Origin of the sequence: Streptomyces sp. NPDC020884, assembly GCF_044333935.1 — a bacterium.
GTDB lineage: Bacteria > Actinomycetota > Actinomycetes > Streptomycetales > Streptomycetaceae > Streptomyces.
Map to the genome: position 1 here is coordinate 105,417 of NZ_JBIRRY010000008.1, position 23,203 is coordinate 128,619.

20 protein-coding genes are annotated in these 23,203 nt (G+C 71.6%); 4 read left to right on the forward strand and 16 right to left on the reverse strand.

Annotated features, from left to right (window positions below; all coding sequences use genetic code 11):
• Positions 1–29: 29 nt before the first annotated feature.
• From ACH4UK_RS24040 to ACH4UK_RS24090, 11 genes are all read right to left on the reverse strand, one after another.
• Positions 30–1,136 carry a M24 family metallopeptidase gene (locus ACH4UK_RS24040; RefSeq protein WP_398359409.1) on the reverse strand — a complete coding sequence of 369 codons (1,107 nt, stop codon included), beginning with the start codon at positions 1,134–1,136 and terminating at the stop codon, positions 30–32.
• Positions 1,137–1,221: 85 nt separating this feature from the next.
• Positions 1,222–2,133, reverse strand: coding sequence for a Pro-rich N-terminal domain-containing protein (locus ACH4UK_RS24045; protein ID WP_398359410.1), 912 nt, complete (start codon positions 2,131–2,133; stop codon positions 1,222–1,224).
• Positions 2,134–2,283: 150 nt separating this feature from the next.
• Positions 2,284–2,724 (reverse strand): type II 3-dehydroquinate dehydratase, encoded by a 441-nt coding sequence (locus ACH4UK_RS24050; RefSeq protein WP_398359412.1) that lies wholly within the window; start codon positions 2,722–2,724, stop codon positions 2,284–2,286.
• Entirely contained in the window at positions 2,721–4,358 is a 1,638-nt protein-coding gene (aroB, locus tag ACH4UK_RS24055; protein WP_398359414.1) for a 3-dehydroquinate synthase, read from the reverse strand. The genes ACH4UK_RS24050 and aroB overlap by 4 nt, the downstream gene beginning before the upstream one ends.
• Complete coding sequence (gene aroC / locus ACH4UK_RS24060) at positions 4,355–5,539, reverse strand: chorismate synthase (RefSeq protein ID WP_398359416.1); 1,185 nt, start codon at positions 5,537–5,539, stop codon at positions 4,355–4,357. The genes aroB and aroC overlap by 4 nt, the downstream gene beginning before the upstream one ends.
• 145 nt (positions 5,540–5,684) lie before the next feature.
• The gene (locus ACH4UK_RS24065) at positions 5,685–6,512 is read right to left on the reverse strand and encodes a shikimate dehydrogenase (RefSeq protein WP_398359418.1); all 828 of its coding nucleotides are present in this window, start codon (positions 6,510–6,512) and stop codon (positions 5,685–5,687) included.
• Positions 6,509–8,305: an endolytic transglycosylase MltG gene (gene mltG, locus ACH4UK_RS24070; protein ID WP_398359420.1), complete on the reverse strand. Its 1,797-nt coding sequence runs from the start codon at positions 8,303–8,305 to the stop codon at positions 6,509–6,511. Before mltG ends, ACH4UK_RS24065 begins: the two co-directional genes overlap by 4 nt.
• A 100-nt stretch (positions 8,306–8,405) precedes the next feature.
• Complete coding sequence (gene ruvX, locus ACH4UK_RS24075) at positions 8,406–8,870, reverse strand: Holliday junction resolvase RuvX (protein WP_398359932.1); 465 nt, start codon at positions 8,868–8,870, stop codon at positions 8,406–8,408.
• A 17-nt stretch (positions 8,871–8,887) separates the two neighbouring features.
• Complete coding sequence (gene alaS, locus ACH4UK_RS24080) at positions 8,888–11,557, reverse strand: alanine--tRNA ligase (RefSeq protein WP_398359422.1); 2,670 nt, start codon at positions 11,555–11,557, stop codon at positions 8,888–8,890.
• A complete protein-coding gene (locus ACH4UK_RS24085) occupies positions 11,557–11,919 on the reverse strand; it encodes a DUF6167 family protein (RefSeq protein WP_398359424.1) in 363 nt (120 codons plus the stop codon). Before ACH4UK_RS24085 ends, alaS begins: the two co-directional genes overlap by 1 nt.
• A gap of 7 nt (positions 11,920–11,926) precedes the next feature.
• The gene (locus ACH4UK_RS24090; protein ID WP_398359933.1) at positions 11,927–12,388 is read right to left on the reverse strand and encodes a DUF948 domain-containing protein; all 462 of its coding nucleotides are present in this window, start codon (positions 12,386–12,388) and stop codon (positions 11,927–11,929) included.
• A 223-nt stretch (positions 12,389–12,611) separates the two neighbouring features.
• On the opposite strand from ACH4UK_RS24090, the gene ACH4UK_RS24095 reads away from it, so the two are divergent.
• Positions 12,612–14,825 (forward strand): ATP-binding protein, encoded by a 2,214-nt coding sequence (locus ACH4UK_RS24095; RefSeq protein ID WP_398359426.1) that lies wholly within the window; start codon positions 12,612–12,614, stop codon positions 14,823–14,825.
• A 17-nt stretch (positions 14,826–14,842) separates the two neighbouring features.
• Here ACH4UK_RS24095 and rpsD read toward each other — a convergent pair whose 3' ends face one another.
• Positions 14,843–15,457 carry a 30S ribosomal protein S4 gene (gene rpsD / locus ACH4UK_RS24100; RefSeq protein WP_015607373.1) on the reverse strand — a complete coding sequence of 205 codons (615 nt, stop codon included), beginning with the start codon at positions 15,455–15,457 and terminating at the stop codon, positions 14,843–14,845.
• A 188-nt stretch (positions 15,458–15,645) separates the two neighbouring features.
• On the opposite strand from rpsD, the gene ACH4UK_RS24105 reads away from it, so the two are divergent.
• Positions 15,646–16,347 (forward strand): DUF2470 domain-containing protein, encoded by a 702-nt coding sequence (locus tag ACH4UK_RS24105; protein WP_398359428.1) that lies wholly within the window; start codon positions 15,646–15,648, stop codon positions 16,345–16,347.
• Between the two features lie 14 nt (positions 16,348–16,361).
• Here ACH4UK_RS24105 and ACH4UK_RS24110 read toward each other — a convergent pair whose 3' ends face one another.
• From ACH4UK_RS24110 to ACH4UK_RS24125, 4 genes are all read right to left on the reverse strand, one after another.
• Positions 16,362–17,735, reverse strand: a complete 1,374-nt coding sequence (locus ACH4UK_RS24110; RefSeq protein WP_398359430.1) for a replication-associated recombination protein A — start codon at positions 17,733–17,735, stop codon at positions 16,362–16,364.
• Between the two features lie 72 nt (positions 17,736–17,807).
• Positions 17,808–18,446, reverse strand: a complete 639-nt coding sequence (locus ACH4UK_RS24115) for a vitamin K epoxide reductase family protein (protein ID WP_398359431.1) — start codon at positions 18,444–18,446, stop codon at positions 17,808–17,810.
• Between the two features lie 312 nt (positions 18,447–18,758).
• Complete coding sequence (gene hisS, locus ACH4UK_RS24120; RefSeq protein WP_398359433.1) at positions 18,759–20,021, reverse strand: histidine--tRNA ligase; 1,263 nt, start codon at positions 20,019–20,021, stop codon at positions 18,759–18,761.
• Between the two features lie 15 nt (positions 20,022–20,036).
• Positions 20,037–20,726, reverse strand: a complete 690-nt coding sequence (locus tag ACH4UK_RS24125; protein ID WP_398359435.1) for an MBL fold metallo-hydrolase — start codon at positions 20,724–20,726, stop codon at positions 20,037–20,039.
• A gap of 150 nt (positions 20,727–20,876) precedes the next feature.
• On the opposite strand from ACH4UK_RS24125, the gene ACH4UK_RS24130 reads away from it, so the two are divergent.
• Together ACH4UK_RS24130 and ACH4UK_RS24135 are read left to right on the forward strand one after the other, a co-directional pair.
• Complete coding sequence (locus tag ACH4UK_RS24130) at positions 20,877–21,674, forward strand: peptidylprolyl isomerase (RefSeq protein WP_398359437.1); 798 nt, start codon at positions 20,877–20,879, stop codon at positions 21,672–21,674.
• Between the two features lie 225 nt (positions 21,675–21,899).
• Complete coding sequence (locus ACH4UK_RS24135; protein WP_398359438.1) at positions 21,900–23,129, forward strand: DUF349 domain-containing protein; 1,230 nt, start codon at positions 21,900–21,902, stop codon at positions 23,127–23,129.
• Positions 23,130–23,203 lie beyond the last annotated feature (74 nt).

Sequence of the window (23,203 nt, forward strand, 5' to 3'; positions counted from 1 at the left end):
GAAGCTGGTGGAACGACCGAGGATGCGCGCTAGAGCGCGAGCAGCTCCTTGGTCGTCATGGTGAGTAGCTCGGGTCCGCCGTCCGCCTCGGGGCGCACGACGAGCGTGTCATCGATCCGGACACCGCCCCGGCCCGGGAGGTGGACCCCCGGTTCGACGGTGACCGGCACACAAGCGTCCAGTTTACCCATGGCTGTCGGTGCCAGTTGCGGGTCCTCCTCGATTTCGAGCCCCACACCGTGCCCGGTCCTCGGCTGGAGGCCCTCGCCATGCCCCGCGGACTCCAGCGGATGCCGGGCCGCACGATCCACGTCCCGGTAGGCGACCCCCGGCGCCAGGGCTTCCCGGCCGGCCCGCTGAGCGGCGAAAACGAGGTCGTAGAGCTCGATCTGCCACTCGGCGGGGGCGGTCCCGATGACGAAGGTCCGGCCGATCTCGCAGCGGTAGCCGTGATAGCTCGCGCCCAGGCGGACGGAGAGGAAATCCCCCTCCTCCACCCTGCGGTCCGAGGGCCGGTGGCGTCCCTGGCCGGAGTTGGGACCGGTGGCCACGGAGGTGGCGAAGGCGGGGCCGTCCGCCCCGTGGTCGACCAGGCGGCGCTCCAGTTCCAGGGCGAGGTGCCGCTCGGTGCGGCCGACCAGGATCGATTCGAGGAGTTCGCCGAGGGCCTGGTCGGTGATCTCGGCGGCGATCCGGAGGCAGCCGATCTCCTCCTCGTCCTTGACGATGCGCTGCTGCTCCACGGTGAAGCCCAGATCGGCCAGCTGGAGGCGCGGGGCGGCCTTCCCCATGGCGCGGTGCCGGGCCACGGTCAGATCGTGCTCCTCGACGGCGAGCGAGCCCGCGCCCGACGAGGCGGCGAGGCCCGCGGCGGTGACCACCGGGTCGCCGTCCGGGACGGGCAGGAGGTCGATCCGGAGCGCCTCGTCGGGCCGCCCGTGGGCGGGTTCGCCGGTCGGGGCGCGGGGGCAGAGCAGAACGTCCTCGCCGGGGCCGAGCAACAGCACGGCGCCTGGGGGCGCTCCGCCCGCGAGATAGCGGACGTTGGCGGGGCGGGAGACCAGGGCGGCCGCGGAACCCGCGGCGGCGCACCGGTCGCGGAGCAGCCCGCGTCGGACGGCGTGCACCTCTGACATGGTTCGAGCGTACGAGCGAGGGCGGCGGCCCGCCCGGCCGGCGCATCCGACCGGGGGGGGGGCGGGCGCACCTCTCCCGGGGCGGCTACCAGGCGGGCGGGCTCGCGATCGAGCGGGCCAGCACGTCGTCCAGGACCCGGGCGGTGGTCTCGACGTCGTACGTGGAGTTGTCGATGATCGGGAGGCCGGAGCCGTACCAGCCGGCCATCCGGCCGTGGATGCGGGCGACCTCCTCGTCGGAGAGCCTGCGGTTGCCGCTGCGGGCGGCGTTGCGCTCCAGGACGATCTCCAGGCCGGGCAGCAGGACGACGGGCAGCAGCCCGGGACCCACATGGCGCTTCCAGCCGCCGAGGCCGACGACCGGGCGGTCGGGGAAGACCGCGTCGTCGAGGATGCAGGAGATGCCGTTGGCGAGGAAGTTGCGGGCGGCGAAGCCGCAGGTCCGGCGGGCCAGGCGGTACTGGGCCTCGGAGTGGTCGTTCCAGCCGGCCTGCGGGTCGGCGAAGCCGGAACGGACCCATTCGCGGACGTCGTCGAGGGAGACATGGGCGGTCGGCACCCGGCGGCGGGCGGCCCAGAGTTTGGCGACGGTGGTTTTGCCCGCCCCGGCCGGGCCGATGAGCAGCACGGCGAGCGTCGCACCGCCGGTGCCTGCCTCCGCGGGGGGTACGGGCAGCGGAACGGGGCCGCCCGGGGGCAGCTGGATGTGCCCGGTGTGCCCGGCGGCCTCCCTGGCGGGGGGTGTGGGGCCGGTGCCGCTCCAGCTGTGCTGCGGGGCTTGACCAGGAGCCGGAGGAGGCGGCGCCTGCCCGGGAGCCGAGGGCGGCGGGCCCTGGCCCGGAGCCGGAGGAGGCGGACCCTGGCCGGGAGCCGGGGGCGGCGGAGGTATCGGGGGCGGGCCGGGGTGACCGGGGTGCTGGGCCTGGTACGGCCGGCCGACGTGCCCGATGCCGGGTCCGTGGGGCGGCGGCAGCGGGGCCCCCACTGCGTGCTGCATCCGGTGCCACTCCGTCTCGTAACTGCAACTGACGCTGATGGGACGGCCACCGTACCCTCCCGGGCCGTCCCGGGGTGAACGGCCCGGGAGGGTGCGACGTGCCCGTCGGCCACGCGGAGGGCGGACGGGAATCGCGTCGGTGTCGGTCCTTCAGTCGGTCGTTTCGTCGGCCAGGGCGCGCAGCGCGAGCCGGTAGGAGCCGATGCCGAACCCGGCCACCGTGCCCGTGGCCACCGCGGCGACCACGGAGGTGTGCCGGAACTCCTCGCGGGTGTACGGGTTGGAGATGTGCACCTCGATCAGCGGGGCGGTGCGCTGGGCGGCCGCGTCCCGCATGCCGTACGAGTAGTGCGTGAAGGCGCCCGGGTTGAGAACGACCGGAATCGATCCGTCCGCCGCCTCGTGGAGCCAGCGGATCAGCTCGCCCTCGTCGTTGGTCTCCCGCACCTCGACGGCGAAGCCGAGCTCCTTGCCGAGGTTCGTGCAGGCGTCGACGAGTCCGGCGTAGGAAGTGGCCCCGTAGACGTCGGGCTCGCGCGAGCCGAGCCGGCCGAGGTTGGGGCCGTTCAGGACGAAGACCCTCCGGGTCACGCGGAGACCTCCCCGTAGGCGGCGAGCAGCACGGCCGGGTCGGGGCCCTCCAGGACGGTGGGCCGCCCGATGCCGTCCAGGACGATGAAGCGCAGCAGGTCGCCGCGCGACTTCTTGTCGACCTTCATGTTCTCCAGCAGCTTGGGCCACTGGTCGCCGCGGTAGGCGAGCGGCAGGCCCACCGACTCCAGGACCGTGCGGTGCCGGTCGGCGGTGGCGTCGTCGAGACGTCCGGCGAGCCGGCCCAGCTCGGCGGCGAAGACCATGCCGATGGAGACGGCCGCGCCGTGGCGCCACTTGTAGCGCTCGTTCTTCTCGATGGCGTGGGCCAGGGTGTGGCCGTAGTTGAGGATCTCGCGGAGTCCGGACTCCTTGAGGTCGCTGGAGACGACCTCGGCCTTGACCCGGATGGACCGCTCGATCAGCTCGGCGGTGTGCGGCCCGGCCGGGGTGCGCGCGCCCTCGGGGTCGGCCTCGACCAGGTCGAGGATGACCGGGTCGGCGATGAAGCCGGCCTTGATGATCTCGGCCATGCCGGAGACGTAGTCGTTGACCGGCAGCGAGTCGAGCGCGGCGAGGTCGCAGAGGACTCCGGCGGGCGGGTGGAAGGCGCCGACGAGGTTCTTGCCCTCGGCGGTGTTGATGCCGGTCTTGCCGCCGACGGCCGCGTCGACCATGCCGAGCACGGTGGTGGGGATCGCGATCCAGCGCACCCCGCGCAGCCAGCTGGCGGCGACGAACCCGGCGACGTCCGTGGTGGCGCCGCCGCCGATGCCGATGATGACGTCGGTGCGGGTGAAGCCGGTCTGGCCGAGCGCCTTCCAGCAGTAGGCGGCGACCTCGACGGTCTTGGCCTCCTCGGCGTTCGGCAGCTGGATCGCGATGGCCTCGTAGCCCTGGGCCGCGAGGTCCTCGCGGACCGTCTCACCGGTCTCGGCGAGGGCTTCGGGGTGCAGCACGGCGACCCGCCGGGCGCGGTCGCCGATCAGCTGGGGCAACTCGCCCAGGAGCTGGTGGCCGACGAGGACCTCGTACGGGTCGGAGCCCGCGGAGCCTGCGACCTGGATGCGGGTGGGTCCCTGCTGCGTCATGCCGGTGCTCTCCAAGCCGGGGGCCGCTGCGCCCTCCGGCAGTTCCAGTGCGTCGATGATCGCCTGGGCGACCTCTTCGGGGGTGTTCTCGTCGGTGGCGACGACCGTGCGGGCGACCTCTTCGTAGAGGTGGCGGCGGGCGTCCATCAGCTCGCGCCACTGCCGGCGCGGGTTGACCGCGAGCAGCGGGCGCGCTGCGCCCAGGCCGACGCGGCGGACGGCCTCGTCCACGTCCATGGAGAGGTAGACGACCGGGCGGCCGGCCAGCAGCTCCCTGGTCGCCCGGTCCAGGACGGCTCCGCCGCCGAGGGAGAGGACCCCCGGGTGCCCGGCGACGGCCGCCTCGACGGCCCGGCGCTCCAGGGCGCGGAAGTGCTCCTCGCCCTCGTCGTAGAAGATCTCCGCGATCGGCTTGCCGGCCTCGGCCACCACGTCGGCGTCGGTGTCCCGGTAGGTGGCGCCGAGCCGTTGGGCGAGCAGCTCGCCGACGGTGGACTTGCCGACGCCCATCGGGCCGACGAGGACGACCAGGGGGCCGCTCATCGGATCTGGAGGTGGTCGAGGTACGACTGGACGTTGCGGTGGGTCTCGGGGACGCTGTCGCCGCCGAACTTCTCCGCGACCGCGTCGGCCAGGACGAGGGCGGCCATCGCCTCCGCGACGATGCCCGCGGCCGGGACGGCGCAGACGTCGGAGCGCTGGTGGTGGGCCTTGGTGGCCTCGCCGGTGACGACGTCCACGGTGGCCAGGGCGCGCGGCACGGTCGCGATGGGCTTCATCGCGGCACGGACCCGCAGCAGCTCACCGGTGGTCAGACCGCCCTCGGTGCCGCCGGAGCGGCCGGAGGTGCGCCGGATGCCCTCGTCGGTGGCGACGATCTCGTCGTGCGCCTTCGAGCCGGGGACCCGGGCCAGGTCGAAGCCGTCGCCGACCTCGACGCCCTTGATGGCCTGGATGCCCATGAGCGCGGCGGCGAGCCGGGCGTCCAGGCGTCGGTCCCAGTGCACGTGCGAGCCGAGCCCGACGGGCACGCCGTACGCCAGCACCTCGACGACTCCGCCGAGGGTGTCGCCGTCCTTGTGGGCCTGGTCGATCTCGGCCACCATCGCCTTGGAGGCGTCGGCGTCCAGGCAGCGGACCGGGTCGGCGTCCAGCTTCTCCACATCGGCGGGGACCGGGTACACCCCGTACGGCGCCTTCGCGGCGGCCAGCTCCACGACATGGCTGACGATCTCGATGCCCGCGGTCTCCTTGAGGTAGGAGCGGGCGACGGCCCCGAGGGCGACGCGCGCGGCGGTCTCCCGGGCGCTGGCGCGCTCCAGGACCGGCCGGGCCTCGTCGAAGCCGTACTTCTGCATACCCGCGAGGTCGGCGTGGCCGGGGCGGGGGCGGGTCAGCGGGGCGTTGCGGGCGAGCTTCGCCAGCTCGTCGGGGTCGACCGGGTCGGCCGACATGACCTGCTCCCACTTGGGCCACTCGGTGTTGCCGACCATGACGGCGACCGGGGAGCCCATGGTGAGGCCGTGGCGTACGCCGCCGAGGAAGGTGACCTCGTCCTGCTCGAACTTCATCCGCGCGCCGCGGCCGTAGCCGAGCCGTCGCCGGGCCAGCGCCTCCGCCACCATCCCGGTGGTGATCGGGACACCGGCGGGAAGTCCCTCCAGCGTCGCCACCAGTGCGGGGCCGTGCGACTCGCCCGCGGTCAGCCAGCGCAACCTGCTCAACGGTGCTCCTCATGCTCGCGCCTGAAATCCAGCGGCGCGACCGGGTGCGCGGCCCTGGCCCGCCGCCTCTGATCCTCCCATGACCGGGGGCTCCGTCCGGCCGCCGGTCCAGCAGACGGACGGGCGGGGGACGCCGGCCGCCCGGTCAGCGGGCCGCGAGCGCGGCTTCGCCGGCCCGGCGCATGGCGGCGAGCGGAGCGGGAATCGCCCCGGTCATCTGCTCGACCTGGAGCAGGGCCTGGTGCACGAGGAGGTCGAGTCCGCCGACCACGGACCCGCCGTGCGCCGACCAGGCGGCGGCGAGCGCGGTGGGCCACGGCTCGTACAGCACGTCGAAGAGGATGCCCGGGGTTCCCGCCACGGACCCGGTCAGGGCGTCGGTGACGCCCGCCGGGGTGGTGGCGATGACCAGCGGCGCGCTCAGGGCACGGGCCGCGTCGGCCCAGTCGGCGATGACGACGTCGACCCCGAGCCGCTCCCCCCAGCCGCGCATCTCGGCCGCGCGTTCGGGGCCGCGCACATAGGCGGTGACCGGTCCGGCGCAGACAGCGGCGAGCGCGGCGAGCGCGGAGGAGGCGGTGGCCCCGGCGCCGAGGACGGCGGCGGATTCGACCTTGTCGACGCCGCGTTCGCGCAGGGCGGCGATCATGCCGGGGATGTCGGTGTTGTCACCGGTCCGGCGGCCGTCCCGGCTGAACACGACCGTGTTGACGGCCTCCACGGAGGCGGCCGTCGCGCTGATCTCATCCAGCAGCGGGATGATCGCCCGCTTGAGCGGCATGGTCAGCGACAGCCCGGCCCAGGAGGCGTCCAGCCCTTCGACGAAGCCGGGCAGCGCCGCCTCGTCGACCTCGAACCGGTCGTAGGACCAGTGGCCGAGGCCGAGCTCGGCGTACGCGGCCCGGTGCAGGACCGGGGAGAGGGAGTGGGCGATGGGCGAGCCGAGGACGGCGGCCCGGCGTGGCTCGCTCACTGGCCGGATTTCCCTTCTTCGTACTTCCGGCGGTTCTTCTCGTGCTCTTCGTTGGTCTCGGCGAAGACGGTCTTGTCCTCGCTGATCGAGACGAAGTAGTACCAGGGGCCCGGCGTGGGGTTCATCGCCGAATGCATGGCGTCCGCACCGGGATTGCTGATGGGGCCGGAAGGAAGGCCGATGACCTTGTAGGTGTTGTACGGGTCGTCGATCTTCCGGAGCTCGTCGACAGCGCCGACGTCCAGTGTGCTCTGGCCCTTGATGTAGTTGACCGTGGAGTCGAATTCCAGCCGGCCGACCGTCTCCATGTTGCCCGGCTTGAGACGGTTGTAGACGACCCGCGAGACCTTGTCGAAGTCGTGCTTGTACTTGCCCTCGACCTGCACGAGGCTCGCGACGGTGACGAGCTCCCACGGGCTCTTGAGGCCGAGCTTCTTCGCCCCGGCCACCAGGTCGAGCTTGTCGTACTCCTTGTTCGCCCGCGTGACCATCCGCTTCAGCGCGTCCTCGGGCTTCGATCCCTTGGAGACCGGATAGGCGGCCGGATACAGGAACCCTTCCAGCGGGTCCTTCACATCGGGGTTGTCGTCGGCCCAGTCGGGCAGTCCCAGGCTTTCCGCCTTGGTCTTGGCGATGCCGGCCGTCGTGCCTTCCTTGAGCTGAAGCCGCTTGTCGATCATCTTGTAGACGGTGACGTTGCGGGTTCCCTCGGGGATCACGAACGCGTTCTGGCTCTTCGGATCGAGCATCAGCTCGATCGCGCTGGACGCCGACATCTCCTTGTTCAGGAGGTAGACGCCGGCCTGGAGCGACTTGCCCTTGGGATTGCCGTTCTGCGCCGCGACGAAGGCGTCGGAGGACTTGATGACGCCCTTCTTGCGCAGGATGTTCGCGATGTCGTAGCCGAGCGCGCCTTCGGGAATCTCGACCTCGACCTGCTCGCCGGTGCCCTCCCCCGCGTAGTCGGCCGGGGCGCCGAACTGCTTCTTCCAGAAGGTGTAGCCGACGTAGGAGACGCCGCCGAGGCCGCCGACCAGGACGACGGAGACCACCAGGCAGGCACAGCCGCTGCGGCTCTTCTTCTTGCCCTTGCCGCCCCGGCGGTCGCTGCCGCCGCGGTCGCGGCGCGAGGCGCGCGACCCGTCGTCGCCCGGGTCATCGTCGTCGTCACGCGGCTCACGGCCGGCCGGTTCGTCCGCGCCGGTGAAGAAAGGATGCGTCTCTTCGTGCGGCGCGTCCGGATCCCAGTCCGTCGACGACGACGACGGCGGCTGCTGCTGTTGCTGCTGCTGGTCGGCTGCGGCGTCGCGGCGGCCCGGGGGCTGCGGCGGAGGGTAGGCCTCGGGGGTGCCGTAGTAGTCCTGCGAGGCGTCGTAGCCGCCGGGCTGCTGGGCGTACGGGTCCTGGGGCTCGGCCCCGTACGGCATGGCGGCCTGCTGTCCGGTGTCCCAGCCGCCGTTGTACTGCGGCTGGGCGTACGGGTCCTGCTGGGGCGTGCCGTACTGCTGCTGGTTCTGCGGCTGCTGTCCGTACTGCTGGTGCTGGTCGTACGGCTGCTGCTGCGGGTACTGCTGATGGTTCTGGCCCTGCTGCTGCGGGTACTGCTGGGGATTCTGGTGCTGCTGGGGGTTCTGGTGCTGCTGGGTGTACGGGTCCTGCGGATAGGACTGCTGCTGGTCGCCGTACTGGCCCTGGCCGTGGGCGGCCTGCTGGCCTCCCCATCCCTGGTCCCCGTACAAGGGGTCCTCGGGATGCCACGGTTCGGAGCCGGGGCCCCGGCCATACTCAGTCATCGATCCCCTAGAGCCGCGAGACGACGTTCCGTCTCTTCGCTTCGCTGTGCGGTGTTTGTTCGAACACCGCCGCATCGCGCGGAACGTTACCGTATCGCGATCAGACAACCACTTCGACGCCCTCGCCCGGGGGATTGCCTGACGCCCGTTCGGACTCCAGAGCGTTCTGAAGGATCACCACAGCGGCAGCCTGGTCGATGACAGATCGGCCCTTCTTGGACTTCACGCCCGAGGCGCGCAGTCCCTGAGTGGCCGTCACTGTGGTCATCCTCTCGTCGACCAGCCGCACCGGGACGGGCGCGATCGACCGGGCGAATGCCTGGGCGAACTCCCGGACCTTGGCGGCCGCGGGGCCCTCGCCGCCGCCGAGGGAACGCGGCAGTCCGAGGATGACCTCGATCGGTTCGTACTCGTCCACGATCTGGCGGAGCCGCCGGTGGGCGGCCGGGACATCGCGTCCCGGCACGGTCTCCACCGGCGTGGCCAGGATCCCGTCGGGGTCGCACGAGGCGACGCCGATCCGGGCGTCACCGACGTCGACGGCGAGCCGTCGGCCCCGGCGCATCCCCGGCGTCGTGCTCGTCACGCCGTCTCGGTGACGAGGCGCTCGACCGCGGCGACGGCGTCGCCGATGGCGGCCGGGTTCGTGCCGCCGCCCTGGGCGACGTCCGGCTTGCCGCCGCCACCGCCGCCGAGGGTCTTGGCCGCGGTGCGCACGAGGTCACCGGCCTTGAGACCGCGCTCACGGGCGGCCTCGTTGGTGGCGATGACGGTGAGCGGGCGTCCGTTGGCCGTGGTGAACAGGGCCACGACGGCCGGCCGGCCGCCCTGGATGCGTCCGCGCACGTCCAGGACCAGCTTGCGCAGGTCGTCGGCGGAGGTGCCGTCAGGGACCTGGCCGGTGACCAGGGCGGTGCCGCGGACGTCCTTGGCGGACTCGACGAGTCCGGCAGCGGCTTGGAGGACCTTCTCCGCGCGGAACTTCTCGATCTCCTTCTCGGCGTCCTTCAGCTTGCCGAGCATGCCGGCGATCTTCTCGGGGAGCTCCTCGGGGCGGCCCTTGACCAGCTCCTGGAGCTGGGCGACGACCGTGTGCTCCCGGGCGAGGAAGTTGTACGCGTCCACGCCGACCAGGGCCTCGATGCGGCGCACGCCGGAGCCGATGGAGGACTCGCCGAGCAGCTTCACCAGACCCAGCTGGGCGGTGTTGTGGACGTGGGTGCCGCCGCACAGCTCCTTGGAGAAGTCGCCGATGGTGACGACGCGGACCCGCTCGCCGTACTTCTCGCCGAACTCGGCGATGGCGCCCTGCTTCTTGGCCTCGTCGATGGACATGACCTCGGCCTGGACGTCGAGCTCCCGCGAGAGGACCTCGTTGATCCGCTGCTCCACATCGGTCAGGACCGTGCCGGGGACGGCGGCGGGCGAACCGAAGTCGAAGCGGAAGCGGCCCGGTGAGTTCTCGGAGCCGGCCTGGGCGGCCGTCGGGCCGAGCGCGTCGCGCAGCGCCTGGTGCGTGAGGTGGGTGGCGCTGTGGGCGCGGGCGATGGCGCGGCGGCGGGTGTTGTCGATGGAGGCGAAGACGGCGGCTCCGACCGTCACCTCGCCGACCTGGACGACGCCCTTGTGGACGTGGACACCGGGGACCGGCTTCTGGACGTCGCGGATCTCGATCACGGCGCCGGTCTCGAGCCGGATGCGGCCGGTGTCGGCGAGCTGGCCGCCGCCCTCGGCGTAGAAGGGGGTGCGGTCCAGGACGACCTCGACCTCGTCGCCCTCGGTGGCGGCGGGCGAGGGCACGCCGTCGACCAGCAGCCCGACGATGGTGGACTCGCCCGCGGTGGAGGTGTAGCCGGTGAACTCGGTGGCGCCGGAGGTGTCGGCGACCTCGCGGTAGGCGGACAGGTCCGCGTGACCGGTCTTCTTGGCGCGGGCGTCGGCCTTGGCCTTGTCGCGCTGCTCCTGCATGAGGCGGCGGAAGCCGTCCTCGTCCACGGACAGGCCCTGCTCGGCGGCCATCTCCAGGGTCAGGTCGATCGGGAAGCCCCAGGTGTCGTGGAGCAGGAACGCCTTGTCGCCGGCGAGGACCTGGCCGCCGGCGGCCTTGGTCTCGGTGACGGCGGTCTCCAGGATGTTGGTGCCGCCCTTGAGGGCCTTGAGGAAGGCGGCCTCCTCGGCGAGCGCGACCGTCTCGATGCGCTTGCGGTCGGTGATCAGCTCCGGGTACTGCAGACCCATCGTGTTGATCACGACGTCCACCAGCTCGTTGACGACGGAACCGGTGGCTCCCATCAGGCGCATGTTGCGGATGGCGCGGCGCATGATGCGGCGCAGCACATAGCCGCGGCCCTCGTTGCCGGGGGTGACGCCGTCGCCGATGAGCATCACCGACGTACGGATGTGGTCGGCGACGACGCGGAGCGAGACGTCGGTTGCCTGCTCGGCGCCGTAGCGGACGCCGGTCAGCTCGGTGGCCCTGTCCATGACGACGCGCAGGGTGTCCGTCTCGTACATGTTCTGTACGCCCTGGAGGATCATGGCGAGGCGTTCGAGGCCGAGACCGGTGTCGATGTTCTTCGACGGCAGGTCCCCGAGGATCGGGAAATCCTCCTTGCCGTCGCCGGCGCCGCGCTCGTACTGCATGAAGACCAGGTTCCAGATCTCCACGTAGCGCTCGTCGTTGACGGCGGGGCCGCCCTCGACGCCGAACTCGGGGCCGCGGTCGTAGTTGATCTCGGAGCAGGGGCCGCAGGGTCCGGGGACGCCCATGGACCAGAAGTTGTCCTTCTTGCCCAGGCGCTGGATGCGTTCGGCGGGGACGCCGATCCTGTCGCGCCAGATCTGCTCGGCCTCGTCGTCGTCGAGGTAGACCGTGATCCAGAGCTTCTCGGGGTCGAGACCGTAGCCGCCGTCCTCGACGGAGTTGGTCAGCGCATCCCAGGCGAGCTGGATGGCGCCTTCCTTGAAGTAGTCCCCGAAGGAGAAGTTGCCGCACATCTGGAAGAAGGTGCCGTGGCGGGTGGTCTTGCCGACCTCTTCGATGTCCGGCGTGCGCACGCACTTCTGCACGCTGGTGACGCGCGGGGCGGGCGGCTTGACCTCGCCGAGGAAGTACGGCTTGAAGGGGACCATGCCCGCGGGGACCAGCAGCAGAGTCGGGTCGTCCGCGATGAGCGACGCCGAAGGCACGGCGGTGTGACCGCGCTCCTCGAAGAAGCTCAGCCAGCGGCGGCGGATTTCAGCCGACTCCATCAGTGGTCCTCATTCCGGTTGTTCGCGTTGTCGTGGTTCGCGTTGTAGGGGAGCTTGCGGTACGCGTTCGTGTTCGCGGGCGGCTCGGCCGCTTCGACGGCGTAGTGCCGCTGGGCGACGAGGTCGGGGTCGACCGGCGCCTCCAGGCCCAGGGCGCCGCCCAGTTCGGCTTCGCGCCGGACCATGCCCTCGCGTACGTCGAGGGCGAAGTCCTTGAGCTTGTGACCGGTCTCGATCGCCTTGTCCGCGGCCTGCGCCGCGAGGCTTTCGGGGGTCAGCTGCTTGAGCTTGCGGTTGACCTTGGCAGTGGCCCACACACCGGCGGCTGCGCCGGCGGTGAACCAGAACGTGCGGCGGAACATCGCTCGATCAGTCCTTCTGTCCGCGGGCGTTTCGACGCTCGCGCTTGCGTCCGCGCGCCGAGGGTACGGTCCGGCCGACGATCACCGTGCGGCGGGCGGAGCCGCGGCCCCGCGCCGGTTCCGGTTCGGGTTCGGGTGCGGTGCGGCGGCCGAGGGCCTGCCGGACGCCGTAGCCGAACGCCGCCACCTTGACGAGGGGCCCGCCGAAGGTGGAGGCGACGGTGGAGGAGAGCGCGGAGGCGTTGGAGGTGACCTCCTGGACGTCGCTCGCGATGGCGTCGACCTTGTCCAGTTGGGTCTGCGCGGAGCGCACCGTCGCCGACGCGTCCGCGAGCAGCGGAACGGCCTGGTCGGTCACGTCCGCCACGAGCTTGGTGGTCGCCCTGAGCGTCTGGGCCAGCCTCACCAGCACCACGGCGAGGAACGAGACCAGGATCGCCCAGAAGACGGCCACGAGGATCCCGGCCACCTCTCCACCGGACACTGTGCACCGCTCTCTGCTCGTCGCTCGGGCCCTGCCGGGCCTTGTCTGCGTCGTTCGCGTCCGGGCCTCGGCCCCACGCGCCCGATCGTCGTCCCACGAGCCTATCGCGCCGCGCATCTCCTCCCCTACCGCATTCTCCGCGGGCCGGGCGGGAGTTGCCATAACGAGATTGTACGGAGAGCTTTCAAGCCAGTACGCTCCGTGTTTCATGCGACGCCTGCAGGACCCCTCCCCGAATCCCGATGATCCGGACGCCCGCCCCGCGGTGACCCCCGGCGGTCTTCCGGCCGAACTGAACAGATTCGTGGGACGCGAGGACGAACTGGCCGAGCTGGACGGGCTGCTGGAGGGATCCAGGATCGTCACCGTCGCCGGAGTGGCGGGGGTGGGCAAGACCAGGTGTGCCACCCGTCTCGCCGCGCTGAGGGAGAAACGGTACTGCGACGGGGTCCTGCTGGCCGAGCTGTCCGCCGTCCACCATCCCGACCTGCTGGAACACGCTCTGGTCGAAGCGCTGGGGCTGACCGACCACACCGGCAGGCCGCCGCGCGCCGTCCTCGTCGAACATCTCTCCGAGCGGCGGACGTTGCTGGTGATCGACGGCTTCGAGCACCTCGTCGACCCCTGCGCCGACCTCGTCACCGAGCTGCTGCGCCGGGCCCCGCGCCTCCAGGTGCTCGCGGCCGGACGCCGCCCCCTCGGGGTGGACGGCGAACGGACGTTCCCCCTCGCCCCGATGGGCGACGGGGACGCGATGGAGCTCTTCACCGAACGGGCCCGCGGGGTGCGGCCGGGCTGGGAGCCGACGGTCGGCGAGCGGGCGGCCGCGCTGGAGCTCTGCCGCCGCCTCGACGGGATCCCGCTGGCCCTCGAACTGGCGGCCGGGCGGCTGCGCGCCCTCTCGGTGGAACAGGTGCTCCTGCGGCTGGACGACCGTTTCCGGCTGCTGACCGGCGGCCGTCGCGGCGCGCCGCTCCGCCACCGGACGCTGCGTACGGCGATCGGCTGGAGCCATGAGCTGTGCACGCCCGAGCAGCGGCTGCTGTGGGCGCGGCTCTCGGTGTTCGCCGGGCAGTTCGACCTGGAGGCCGCCGAGTACATCTGCGGCGGGGCGGACCTGCCGGCCGACTCGGTGCTCGATGTGCTGGACGAGCTGCTCGCCCAGTCGGTGGTGGAGCGCGAGGACGGTGCGGCCGGCGCCCGCTACCGGCTCCTGGACACGGTCCGCGAGTACGGGGCGCAGTGGCTGGCGGCCACCGGGGACGCCGAGCGGCTGCGGCGGCGGCACCGGGACTGGTTCCTGGGGCTCGCGACCTGGTGCGAGCTGGACTGGTTCAGTCCGCGCCAGGCGGAGGTGGCGGCGCGGATCGACAGCGAGCTGCCCAATCTCCGCCGGGCGATGGAGTGTTCGATGGAAAGCCCCGACGAGGTGCATCTGGCGCAGCATCTGGCGGGCACCCTGTGGTTCTACTGGGCGGGCTGCGGTCGGCTGTCCGAGGGGCGGTACTGGCTGGACCACGTGCTGGAGGAACCCACCCCGCACGACGCGGCGCGGCTGAAGGTGCTCTGGGTGCTGGGCTATGTGGCGGTGCTGCAGGGCGATCCGGTCGGCGCGATCTCGGCGCTCCAGGAGTGCCGGGAGGAGGCCGAGCGCTCCGGGGACGCGACGGCACTGGCGTACGCGGTGCACCGCGTGGGGTGTCTGGCGATCGTGACGGACGACATGGAGCGGGCCGAGGAGCTGCTCCGTGACGCGCTCGGCCGGTACCGCGAGGTCGGCGAGCTGAACAGCAATGTGCTGATGGCGCAGGTCGAGTTGGCCATGGCGGTGGCGTTCCTGGGCGATCTGGACGCGGCGGCGGTGATCTGCGACGAGGTCCGGGAGATCTGCGAGGACCACGGGGAGCGGTGGGCGCTGGCGTACGCGCTGTACGTGCTGGCGTACGCGGCGCTGCGGCGGGGGCGGCCGGCGCGGGCGCGGCAGATGCTCGGGGAGTGCCTGACGATCGGCCGGACGTTCAACGATCTGCTGGGCACGGTGCTGTCGCTGGAGCTGCTGGCGCTGGTGACGGTGGCGGAGGGGGACGCCGGGGAGGCCGCCGTGCTCCAGGGGGCGGCGGAGGGCATCTGGCCCTCGGTGGGCCTGCCGCTGTTCGGCTCGGCGTTCTACGGGCGGCCGCGGGCGGAGTGCGAGGAGCAGGCGCGTCGGGAGCTGGGGAACGCGGCGTACGAGGAGGGGCTGCGGGCGGGCCGGCGGCTGGATCCGGACGCCGCGGTCGACCGGGCCCTGGCCGGTGGCGGGCCGGGCGCCGCGATGGACCCGCCGGGCGCGTGCGGGGCGCCGCAACCGGGCGGACCCGGGGGAACGCGAAGGCCCGCCGCCTCCCGGATGACAGGGAGGGGCGGGCCGGAGCGCTGGTGAGAGCGGCTACGCCTGGATCAGCGGGCGTAGTACTCGACGACGAGCTGCTCGTCGCAGATGACCGGAATTTCCTTGCGGTTCGGGTCACGGTCCAGGCGGAAGGCCAGGGCCTTCAGGTTCACCTGGAGGTAGCGCGGGGTCTCGCCGTCGGTGTCGTAGCCACCCTCGCGGGCCACCTGGAAGGGGACCTTGGTGCGGCTGCGCTCGCGGACCTGGACGACGTCGTCGGGGCGCACGCGGAAGGACGGCTTGTCGACCTTGCCACCGTTGACCTCGATGTGGCCGTGGACGACCATCTGACGGGCCTGGTAGATGGTGCGGGCGATGCCCGAACGCAGGACCAGGGCGTCGAGGCGGCGCTCGAGCTCGACGACCAGCGCCTCGCCCGTCTTGCCTTCGGCCTTCTTGGCACGGTCGTAGGCGCGCGCCATCTGGCGCTCGCTGATGTCGTACTGCGCACGCAGGCGCTGCTTCTCCAGCAGACGGACCTTGTAGTCCGAGTTCTGCTTGCGGCCACGGCCGTGCTCACCCGGCGGGTACGGACGAGCTTCGAAGTACTTGACAGCCTTGGGCGTCAGAGCGATGCCGAGGGCACGCGACTTCTTGACCTTGGGACGCGACTGGTTAGGCACGTTCTCCAGACCTCCGTTGTAGGTTAGGTTAGGCTTACCTTACTCAAGGAGATCGCATGTCTCGCCCTGGGAACACCACTCACGTCACGGACAGCACAGACAGCGGCAGCACACCAGAAGGTGCTGCTACGACGGAAGGCCGATCTGATCGTGGTCAGCCGCGTCCCAGCGGGCTTGAAAACACTCGGATGCCGTCAGCAGCCGAGCGCACACGAACTCTCGTACAGAGTACCTGCTCCGCGCTGCTCGTCGTACCGGGGCTCGATCTGGTGTGTGTGGAGCCCCTGGTCCCGGACAACAGGAGCGTGGGACCCGAGGGCGATCTGTTCCTCGAATTCCCGGCGGATTCCCCGGCGGTCCGGGCCGCGACGCACGCACAGGGCGACGAGCTGACCGCTGTGCTGGAGGTCACGGACGTCGCTCCGGTCTCCGTCCCGCACCGGATCCGCGGCCGTGCGTGGGTCTCCGGCTGGCTCACCTCCGTCCCCGGCATCGCCCAGCCCGGCCGGATGATGCTGCGCCTGGAGTTCGGCGAGGCGTACGTGGACGACCTCTGGGGCGCCGAGGACATCGAGGCGGAGGACTTCCGGGACGCCGCTCCCGATCCGCTGGTCCTCCACGAGGCGGAGCTGCTCCAGCATCTGCACTCCACCCACGACGAGCAGATGCGCGCGCTGTGCGGTCTTCTGGGCGAGCGCACCGCCCGCGCCTGCGCCTCCCACCAGCCCCGGGCCGTGCCGGTCGCACTGGACCGCTTCGGGCTGCGGGTCCGCTTCGTCGAGGACCAGGGGTCCTGCTTCGACGCCCGCTTCGAGTTCCCCGAGCCCGTACGGGACGTCACCGAGCTGCGCCGCGCGATGCACACCCTCTTCGAGGCGGCCGCGTCCTGATCCCGGGCGGCGGCCTACGACGGCTCCGCGCCCTCGCCGCCGGAGCGCCCCAGGCGCTCGCGGACCCGCTCGACGACGTCGGCGTACCGCGCCTCGGCGCCGTAGCGGGTGGGGGTGTAGTACTGGCGGTCGCGGACCGCGTCCGGGGCGTACTGCTGGGCGGCGATGCCGCCCTGCACGTCGTGCGGATAGATGTAGCCCTGGGCGTGGCCGAGCTTGGCGGCGCCCTTGTAGTGGCCGTCGCGCAGATGGGCCGGGACGGGGCCGGCCAGTCCCTTGCGCACGTCCTCCTGGGCTGCGGAGATCGCCAGCGTCGCCGCGTTGGACTTGGGTGCGAGCGCCAGCGCGATGGTGGCGTGGCTGAGGGTGAGCGCCGCCTCCGGGAAACCGATCATGGCGACCGCCTGGGCCGCGGCCACGGCGGTCGGCAGTGCGGTGGGATCGGCCAGGCCGATGTCCTCGCTGGCCGAGATCATCAGCCGCCGGGCGATGAACCGCGGATCCTCCCCCGCCTCGATCATCCGGGCCAGGTAGTGCAGAGCGGCGTCCACGTCGGAGCCGCGGATCGACTTGATGAGCGCGCTGGCCACGTCGTAGTGCTGGTCGCCGTCGCGGTCGTACTTCACAGCGGCGCGGTCGACGGTCGCCTCCACCGTCTCCAGGGTGATCTGCGCCTCGTGCGTGGCGATGGCCGCGCCCGCCGCGGCCTCGAGCGCCGTCAGCGCCCGGCGCGCGTCGCCGCCCGCGATGCGCAGCAGATGCGCCTCGGCGTCCTCGGGCAGGGTGACCGCGCCGCCGAGCCCCCGCTCCTCGGTCAGCGCCCGGCGCAGCAGTGAGCGCAGGTCCTCGTCGGTCAGCGACTCCAGGGTGAGCAGCAGGGAGCGCGACAGCAGCGGGGAGATGATCGAGAAGTAGGGATTCTCCGTGGTGGCGGCGATGAGGGTGATCCAGCGGTTCTCCACGGCGGGGAGCAGGGAGTCCTGCTGGGCCTTGGAGAAGCGGTGGATCTCGTCCAGGAAGAGGACGGTCTCCTTGCCGAAGCCGCCGGTGGCGCGGCGCGCGCTCTCGATGACCGCCCGGACCTCCTTGACGCCCGCGGTGATCGCGGAGAGCTCGACGAAGCGCTTGTTGGTCGCCTTGCTGACGACATAGGCCAGGGTCGTCTTGCCGGTGCCGGGCGGGCCCCACAGGATGACCGAGGACGCGCCGGCGGGGCCCCCGCTGCCTTCGCCGACGAGTCGGCGCAGCGGCGAGCCCGGCTTCAGCAGGTGTTGCTGGCCGACGACCTCGTCGAGGATGCGCGGACGCATCCGGACAGCGAGAGGGCTGCTGGACGGGTCCTTCTCCTGGCGGTCTTCGGCGGCTGCGGTAAAGAGGTCGGGCTCCACGTCATGAAGCCTATGCGACCCCGCTGACAGTGCCGTCGGGAGCGGCCCACCCACGTAATCGGCAGGTGGGTGTCAGCTGGTCCAGAAGTCCCACCAGCGGGTCAGGATCAGCATGCCGATGATCCCGATCCACATCACCGGAAGGACCCACGGGAACTCGGTGAGGCCGCTGCGCAGCCAGGCCGGGGCCGGGAGGATGCGGTGCTTGACGTTGTGCGTGGTCACGTAACAGAACATGACGATCGTGGCGACCCAGGCCAGGCAGCACCACAGGCAGAGCGAGTTGATGTTGTACAGCGACTGGTACTGGAGCCAGGTGCAGAAACCGACACCGAACAGGGTCCCGGCGTTCAGCCCGAGCCAGAACCAGCTGCGGTAGCGGGCGCCGGCGAGCAGGCCCATCCCGATCGCGACGACCATGCCGTAGGTGACCAGGCCCAGCATCGGGTTGGGGAACCCGAACGCGGCGGCCTGCTCGCTCTTCATGATGTTGCCGCACGCGACAACCGGGTTGAGGCTGCAGCCGGGGGTGAAGGAGGGGTCCTCCAGCAGCTTGAACTTGTCGATCGTGATGACCCAGGAGGCCAGCAGTCCGGCCGCGCCGGTGATCACCAGGAGCAGGGCGAGACCGCGGCCGGCCCCGAAGGTGCGCTTGCCGCCGCCCTCGTCCTGATCGGAGGAGAGGTCGTGGTCTACCGCAGCAGTCGTCATATCGCCGTTCCGTCACCGAGTGGTCAGCCGGGCAAGCTCATTGTGCCGCACCCCTGTAGGGGACAACCGTTCGATGGACATAAAGGTGTACGCCCGTGAGCGCCCCCCATGGACGGACTCCTGGGGCGGCGGGGCCGCGACGACGGAGGATGGGTGGGCACCGGCAGCGATGCGGCGAGCGCCGAAGGCGCGGGCGGCTCCAAGTCGGGGTCACCGGGCGGGATGAATCCCGGCACGACGGGTTGACGGCAGACAAGAAAGGCGCGGGCGACAGGACCGGAGTCCCGCCGCCCGCGCCCCGCTCACGGCTTCCTAGCCGAGGCGCTTCGTCAGCTCCGCCACGGCCTCGGCCAGCGGCACCGGGCTCTGCTCGCCGGACTCCATGTCCTTGAGCTGGACGACGCCCTCGGCCAGATCGCGTTCGCCCGCCACCAGGGTGTAGCGCGCGCCCGAGCGGTTGGCGCTCTTCATCGCGCCCTTCAGGCCCCGGCCGCCGAACGCGAAGTCCGCGGCGACCCCCGCGCGGCGCAGTTCGGTGACGACGCCGAACAGCACCCTGCGGGCCTCCTCGCCGAGCGGGACCGCGTACACGCTCGTGCTGACGGGCAGGTCGAGCTCGACGCCCTCGGCGTCCAGCGCGAGGACCGTGCGGTCCACGCCGAGCGCCCAGCCGACGGACGGCAGCGCGGGGCCGCCGATCATCTCGGACAGGCCGTCGTAACGGCCGCCGCCGCCCACCGCGGACTGCGCGCCGAGTCCGTCGTGGACGAACTCGAAGGTCGTACGGGTGTAGTAGTCGAGGCCGCGCACCAGCTTCTCGTCGTCCTCGAACACGACGCCCGCCGCCGTGAGCAGGGCCCGGACCTCCTCGTGGTACGCCTTGCACGCGTCGCAGAGGTAGTCGCGGAGCTTCGGGGCGCCGGTGAGCTGCTGCTGCACGTCGGCCCGCTTGTCGTCCAGGACGCGCAGCGGGTTGATCTCGATGCGGCGGCGCGTCTCCTCGTCGAGGTCGAGGTCGCGCAGGAAGGTCTGGAGCGCCTCGCGGTAGACCGGGCGGCACTCCTTGTCACCCAGCGAGTTCAGCAGGATCCGGAACCGGCGCAGGCCCAGCGAGCGGTACGCCTGGTCGGCCAGGATGATCAGCTCGGCGTCCAGGACCGGGTCCTCGGTGCCGATGGCCTCGGCGCCGACCTGTGAGAAGTGGCGGTAGCGGCCCGCCTGCGGGCGCTCGTAGCGGTAGTACGAGCCGGAGTACCAGAGCTTGACCGGGAGGTTGCCCGCCTTGTGGAGGTTGGCCTCCAGGGCGGCGCGCAGCACGGACGCGGTGCCCTCGGGGCGCAGCGCCAGCTGGGAGCCGCCCTTCGTGGAGAGGGTGTACATCTCCTTCGTGACGATGTCGGTGGACTCACCGACGCCGCGCGCGAAGAGGTTCACGTCCTCGAAGCCGGGCGTCTCGATGTAGCCGTAGCCGGAGTCGCGCAGGGGCGCGGAGATCGCCTCGCGCACGGCCAGGAACGTCGCGGAACGGGGCGGGGTCAGGTCGTACGTGCCCTTGGGGGCCTGAAAGGTGCTCACGAATACGTCTCTCGTCTACATTCCTCGGCGCGGCGCCGCGTCCAGACCGTTCAGGAACGGGTTGGAGGCGCGCTCACGGCCGATGGTCGTCTGGGGGCCGTGGCCGGACAGCACCACGGTCGAGTCGTCGAGGGGCAGGCACACACGGGCCAGCGACTCGAGCAGCTCGGCGTGGTCGCCGCCGGGCAGGTCGGTGCGTCCGACGGAGCCGGCGAAGAGCAGGTCGCCCGAGAAGAGGACCGGCGGAATGTCCGCGGCCTCGGGCATCCGGAACGTCACCGACCCCTTGGTATGGCCGGGTGCGTGCGAGACGCCGAACTCCAGACCGGCCAGGGTCAGCTTCGCGCCGTCGGTCAGCTCCTTGACGTCGTCCGGCTCCCCCACGGTCAGCTCGCCCATGAGCGGCATCCCGATCGAGCGGCCGAGCGCCTTCTCCGGGTCGCTCATCATGTAGCGGTCCCGGGGGTGGATCCAGGCGGGGACGTCATGGGCGCCGCAGACCGGGACGACCGAGGCGACGTGGTCGATATGGCCGTGGGTGAGGACGACGGCGACGGGCTTGAGCCGATGCTTCTTCAGCGTTTCCTCGACGCCCTGGGCGGCCTGATGGCCCGGGTCGATGATCACGCACTCCTCACCCGCGGCGGGGGCGACCAGGTAGCAATTGGTCCCCCAGGCCCCGGCGGGGAACCCGGCAATGAGCACGATCGTCCTTAATGTTCGTCCGGAGGATGCGGCCGCAGCGAAGGATGCAGCAGATCAGAGCCTACCGGCGCTCCTCATGACACAGGTAACCCATATACGGTACGGGGCAACTCAGGCCCTCATCTCACGACGTAACAAGGAGCCCAACCGGTGTCCAGCAGCGAACAGCGGCGGCGGCAGCTCGCCCGGGAGAAGTTCGAGCGTCAGCAGAAGCGCCGGGAGGAGGCCCGCCGCAGGACCAGGCACATCACCGCGATCGTCGCCTCGGCGGTGGCTGTGGCCGCGATCGTGGGCGTGAGCGCGTTCGTCGTGGCGGGCAAGGACGACGACAAGGACAAGGACAAGAAGAGCGAGGCGGCGGCGAGCCAGAGCCCCACTCCGGAGCCTTCGGAGAGCGAGAGCAAGGCTCCCGCCCCCGCGATGAAGATCGACAAAAAGGCGAAGTACACGATGTCGCTCAAGACGAGCCAGGGCGACATAGCGTTCTCGATGGACGCGGCGAAGACCCCGCAGACGGCGAACTCCTTCAAGGCGCTCGCCGACAAGGGCTACTTCGACGCCACCAAGTGCCACCGGCTGACCACCCAGGGCATCTTCGTGCTCCAGTGCGGGGACCCCAAGGGGGACGGCACGGGCGGTCCGGGCTACAACATCCCGGACGAGAACCTGGACGCGCTCGGCAAGGCGGGCGCCGACGGCACGGTGTCCTTCCCTCCGGGCACGGTGGCGATGGCCAATACCGGCCAGCCCAACTCCGGCGGCAGCCAGTTCTTCCTGGTCTACAAGGAGACGAAGCTCCCGCCCACCTACACCCCGTTCGGCACGATGGACGACGCCTCGCTGAAGGCCGTCCAGAAGGTCGGCGAGGCCGGGGTCGAGGGCGGTGCGGGCGACGGCGCCCCGAAGAAGGCCGTGACGATCGAGAAGGCCTCGGTCGAGAAGGGCTGAACCGGCCAAAGCGGAGCGGGGGACGGCGACCGGCCGGGCCGTCCGCGCCCGGGGCAGCGGGCTGCCCCGGGCCGGTACGGAGAATTTCAGCCGCGCTGAGTGCGGACAGCCGGGTGGCCGGTCGCCTAGATTGGCGTTGTGCAGGGCGGGCGATGCCCGCCCCAGGAAACTGTGGACGATGCCCGGGGGCGAACCCCCTCGCAGGCATCAGGTGGAGGAGGCGCTGTGAGCAGCGACCCGTGGGGCCGCGTCGATGAGACGGGCACCGTGTACGTGCGTACAGCCGAGGGCGAGCAGGTCGTCGGATCGTGGCAGGCCGGTTCCCCCGAGGAGGCTCTGGCCTATTTCGAGCGCAAGTACGACGGCATTGTGGTCGAGATCGGCCTCCTCGAACGGCGGGTGAAGACCACCGACCTGTCGGCGAAGGACGCGACGACGGCGATCGACCATCTGCGGCAGCAGGTCGACGAGCACCACGCGGTGGGCGACCTCGACGCGCTGCGCAAGCGGCTGGACGCGCTCGTCGCGACGGTCGAGGCGCGGCGCGAGGAGCGCAAGGTCCTCAAGGCCAAGCAGACCGACGAGGCCAAGCACGCCAAGGAGGCGCTGGTCGCCGAGGCGGAGGAGCTGGCACAGAGCGAGCAGTGGCGGTCGGCCGGTGAGCGGCTCCGGGCGCTGGTGGACACCTGGAAGGGTCTCCCCCGCCTCGACCGCAAGTCGGACGACGAGCTGTGGCACCGCTTCTCGCACGCGCGCTCGGCGTTCTCGAAGCGGCGCAAGGCCCACTTCGCCGCGCTGGACGCCCAGCGCGAGGACGCCCGCAAGGCCAAGGAGAAGCTGGTCACCGAGGCCGAGGCGCTGTCCGGCTCCACGGACTGGGTGACCACGGCCGCGCGCTACCGCGACCTGATGACCGAGTGGAAGGCGGCGGGCCGCGCCCAGCGCGAGGCCGAGGACGGCCTGTGGAACCGCTTCCGCGGCGCCCAGGACGTCTTCTTCGCCGCCCGCGGCGAGGTCTTCGCCGAGCGGGACGCCGAGCAGGGCGAGAACCTCAAGCTCAAGGAGGAGCTCGCCGCCGAGGCCGAGAAGCTGGTGCCGGTGAAGGACCTGAAGGCGGCCCGCGCCGCGTTCCGGGGCCTCAACGAGCGCTGGGAGGCCATCGGCCACGTACCGCGTGACGCCCGCCCGAAGGTCGAGGGCCGGATGCAGGCGGTGGAGCGGGCGCTCCAGGAGTCCGAGGAGTCCGAGTGGCGCCGGACGAACCCGGAGGCGCGGGCCCGCGCCGCGGGTCTGACCGGTCAGCTCCAGGCCGCCGTGGACAAGTTGCGCGGCCAGATCGACACCGCGCGCGCTTCGGGCAACAACGCCCGCGCGGACAAGCTGGCCAGGGAGCTGGAGGGCCGGCAGGCGCTGCTGGACCAGGCGCTCAAGGGCCTGGAGGAGTTCGGCGGCTGAGCAAGTCCGAACCCCTGAAGTCCTGAAAGCGAGGGGCCCCGGTACGCATCGCGTACCGGGGCCCCTCGCTTTCG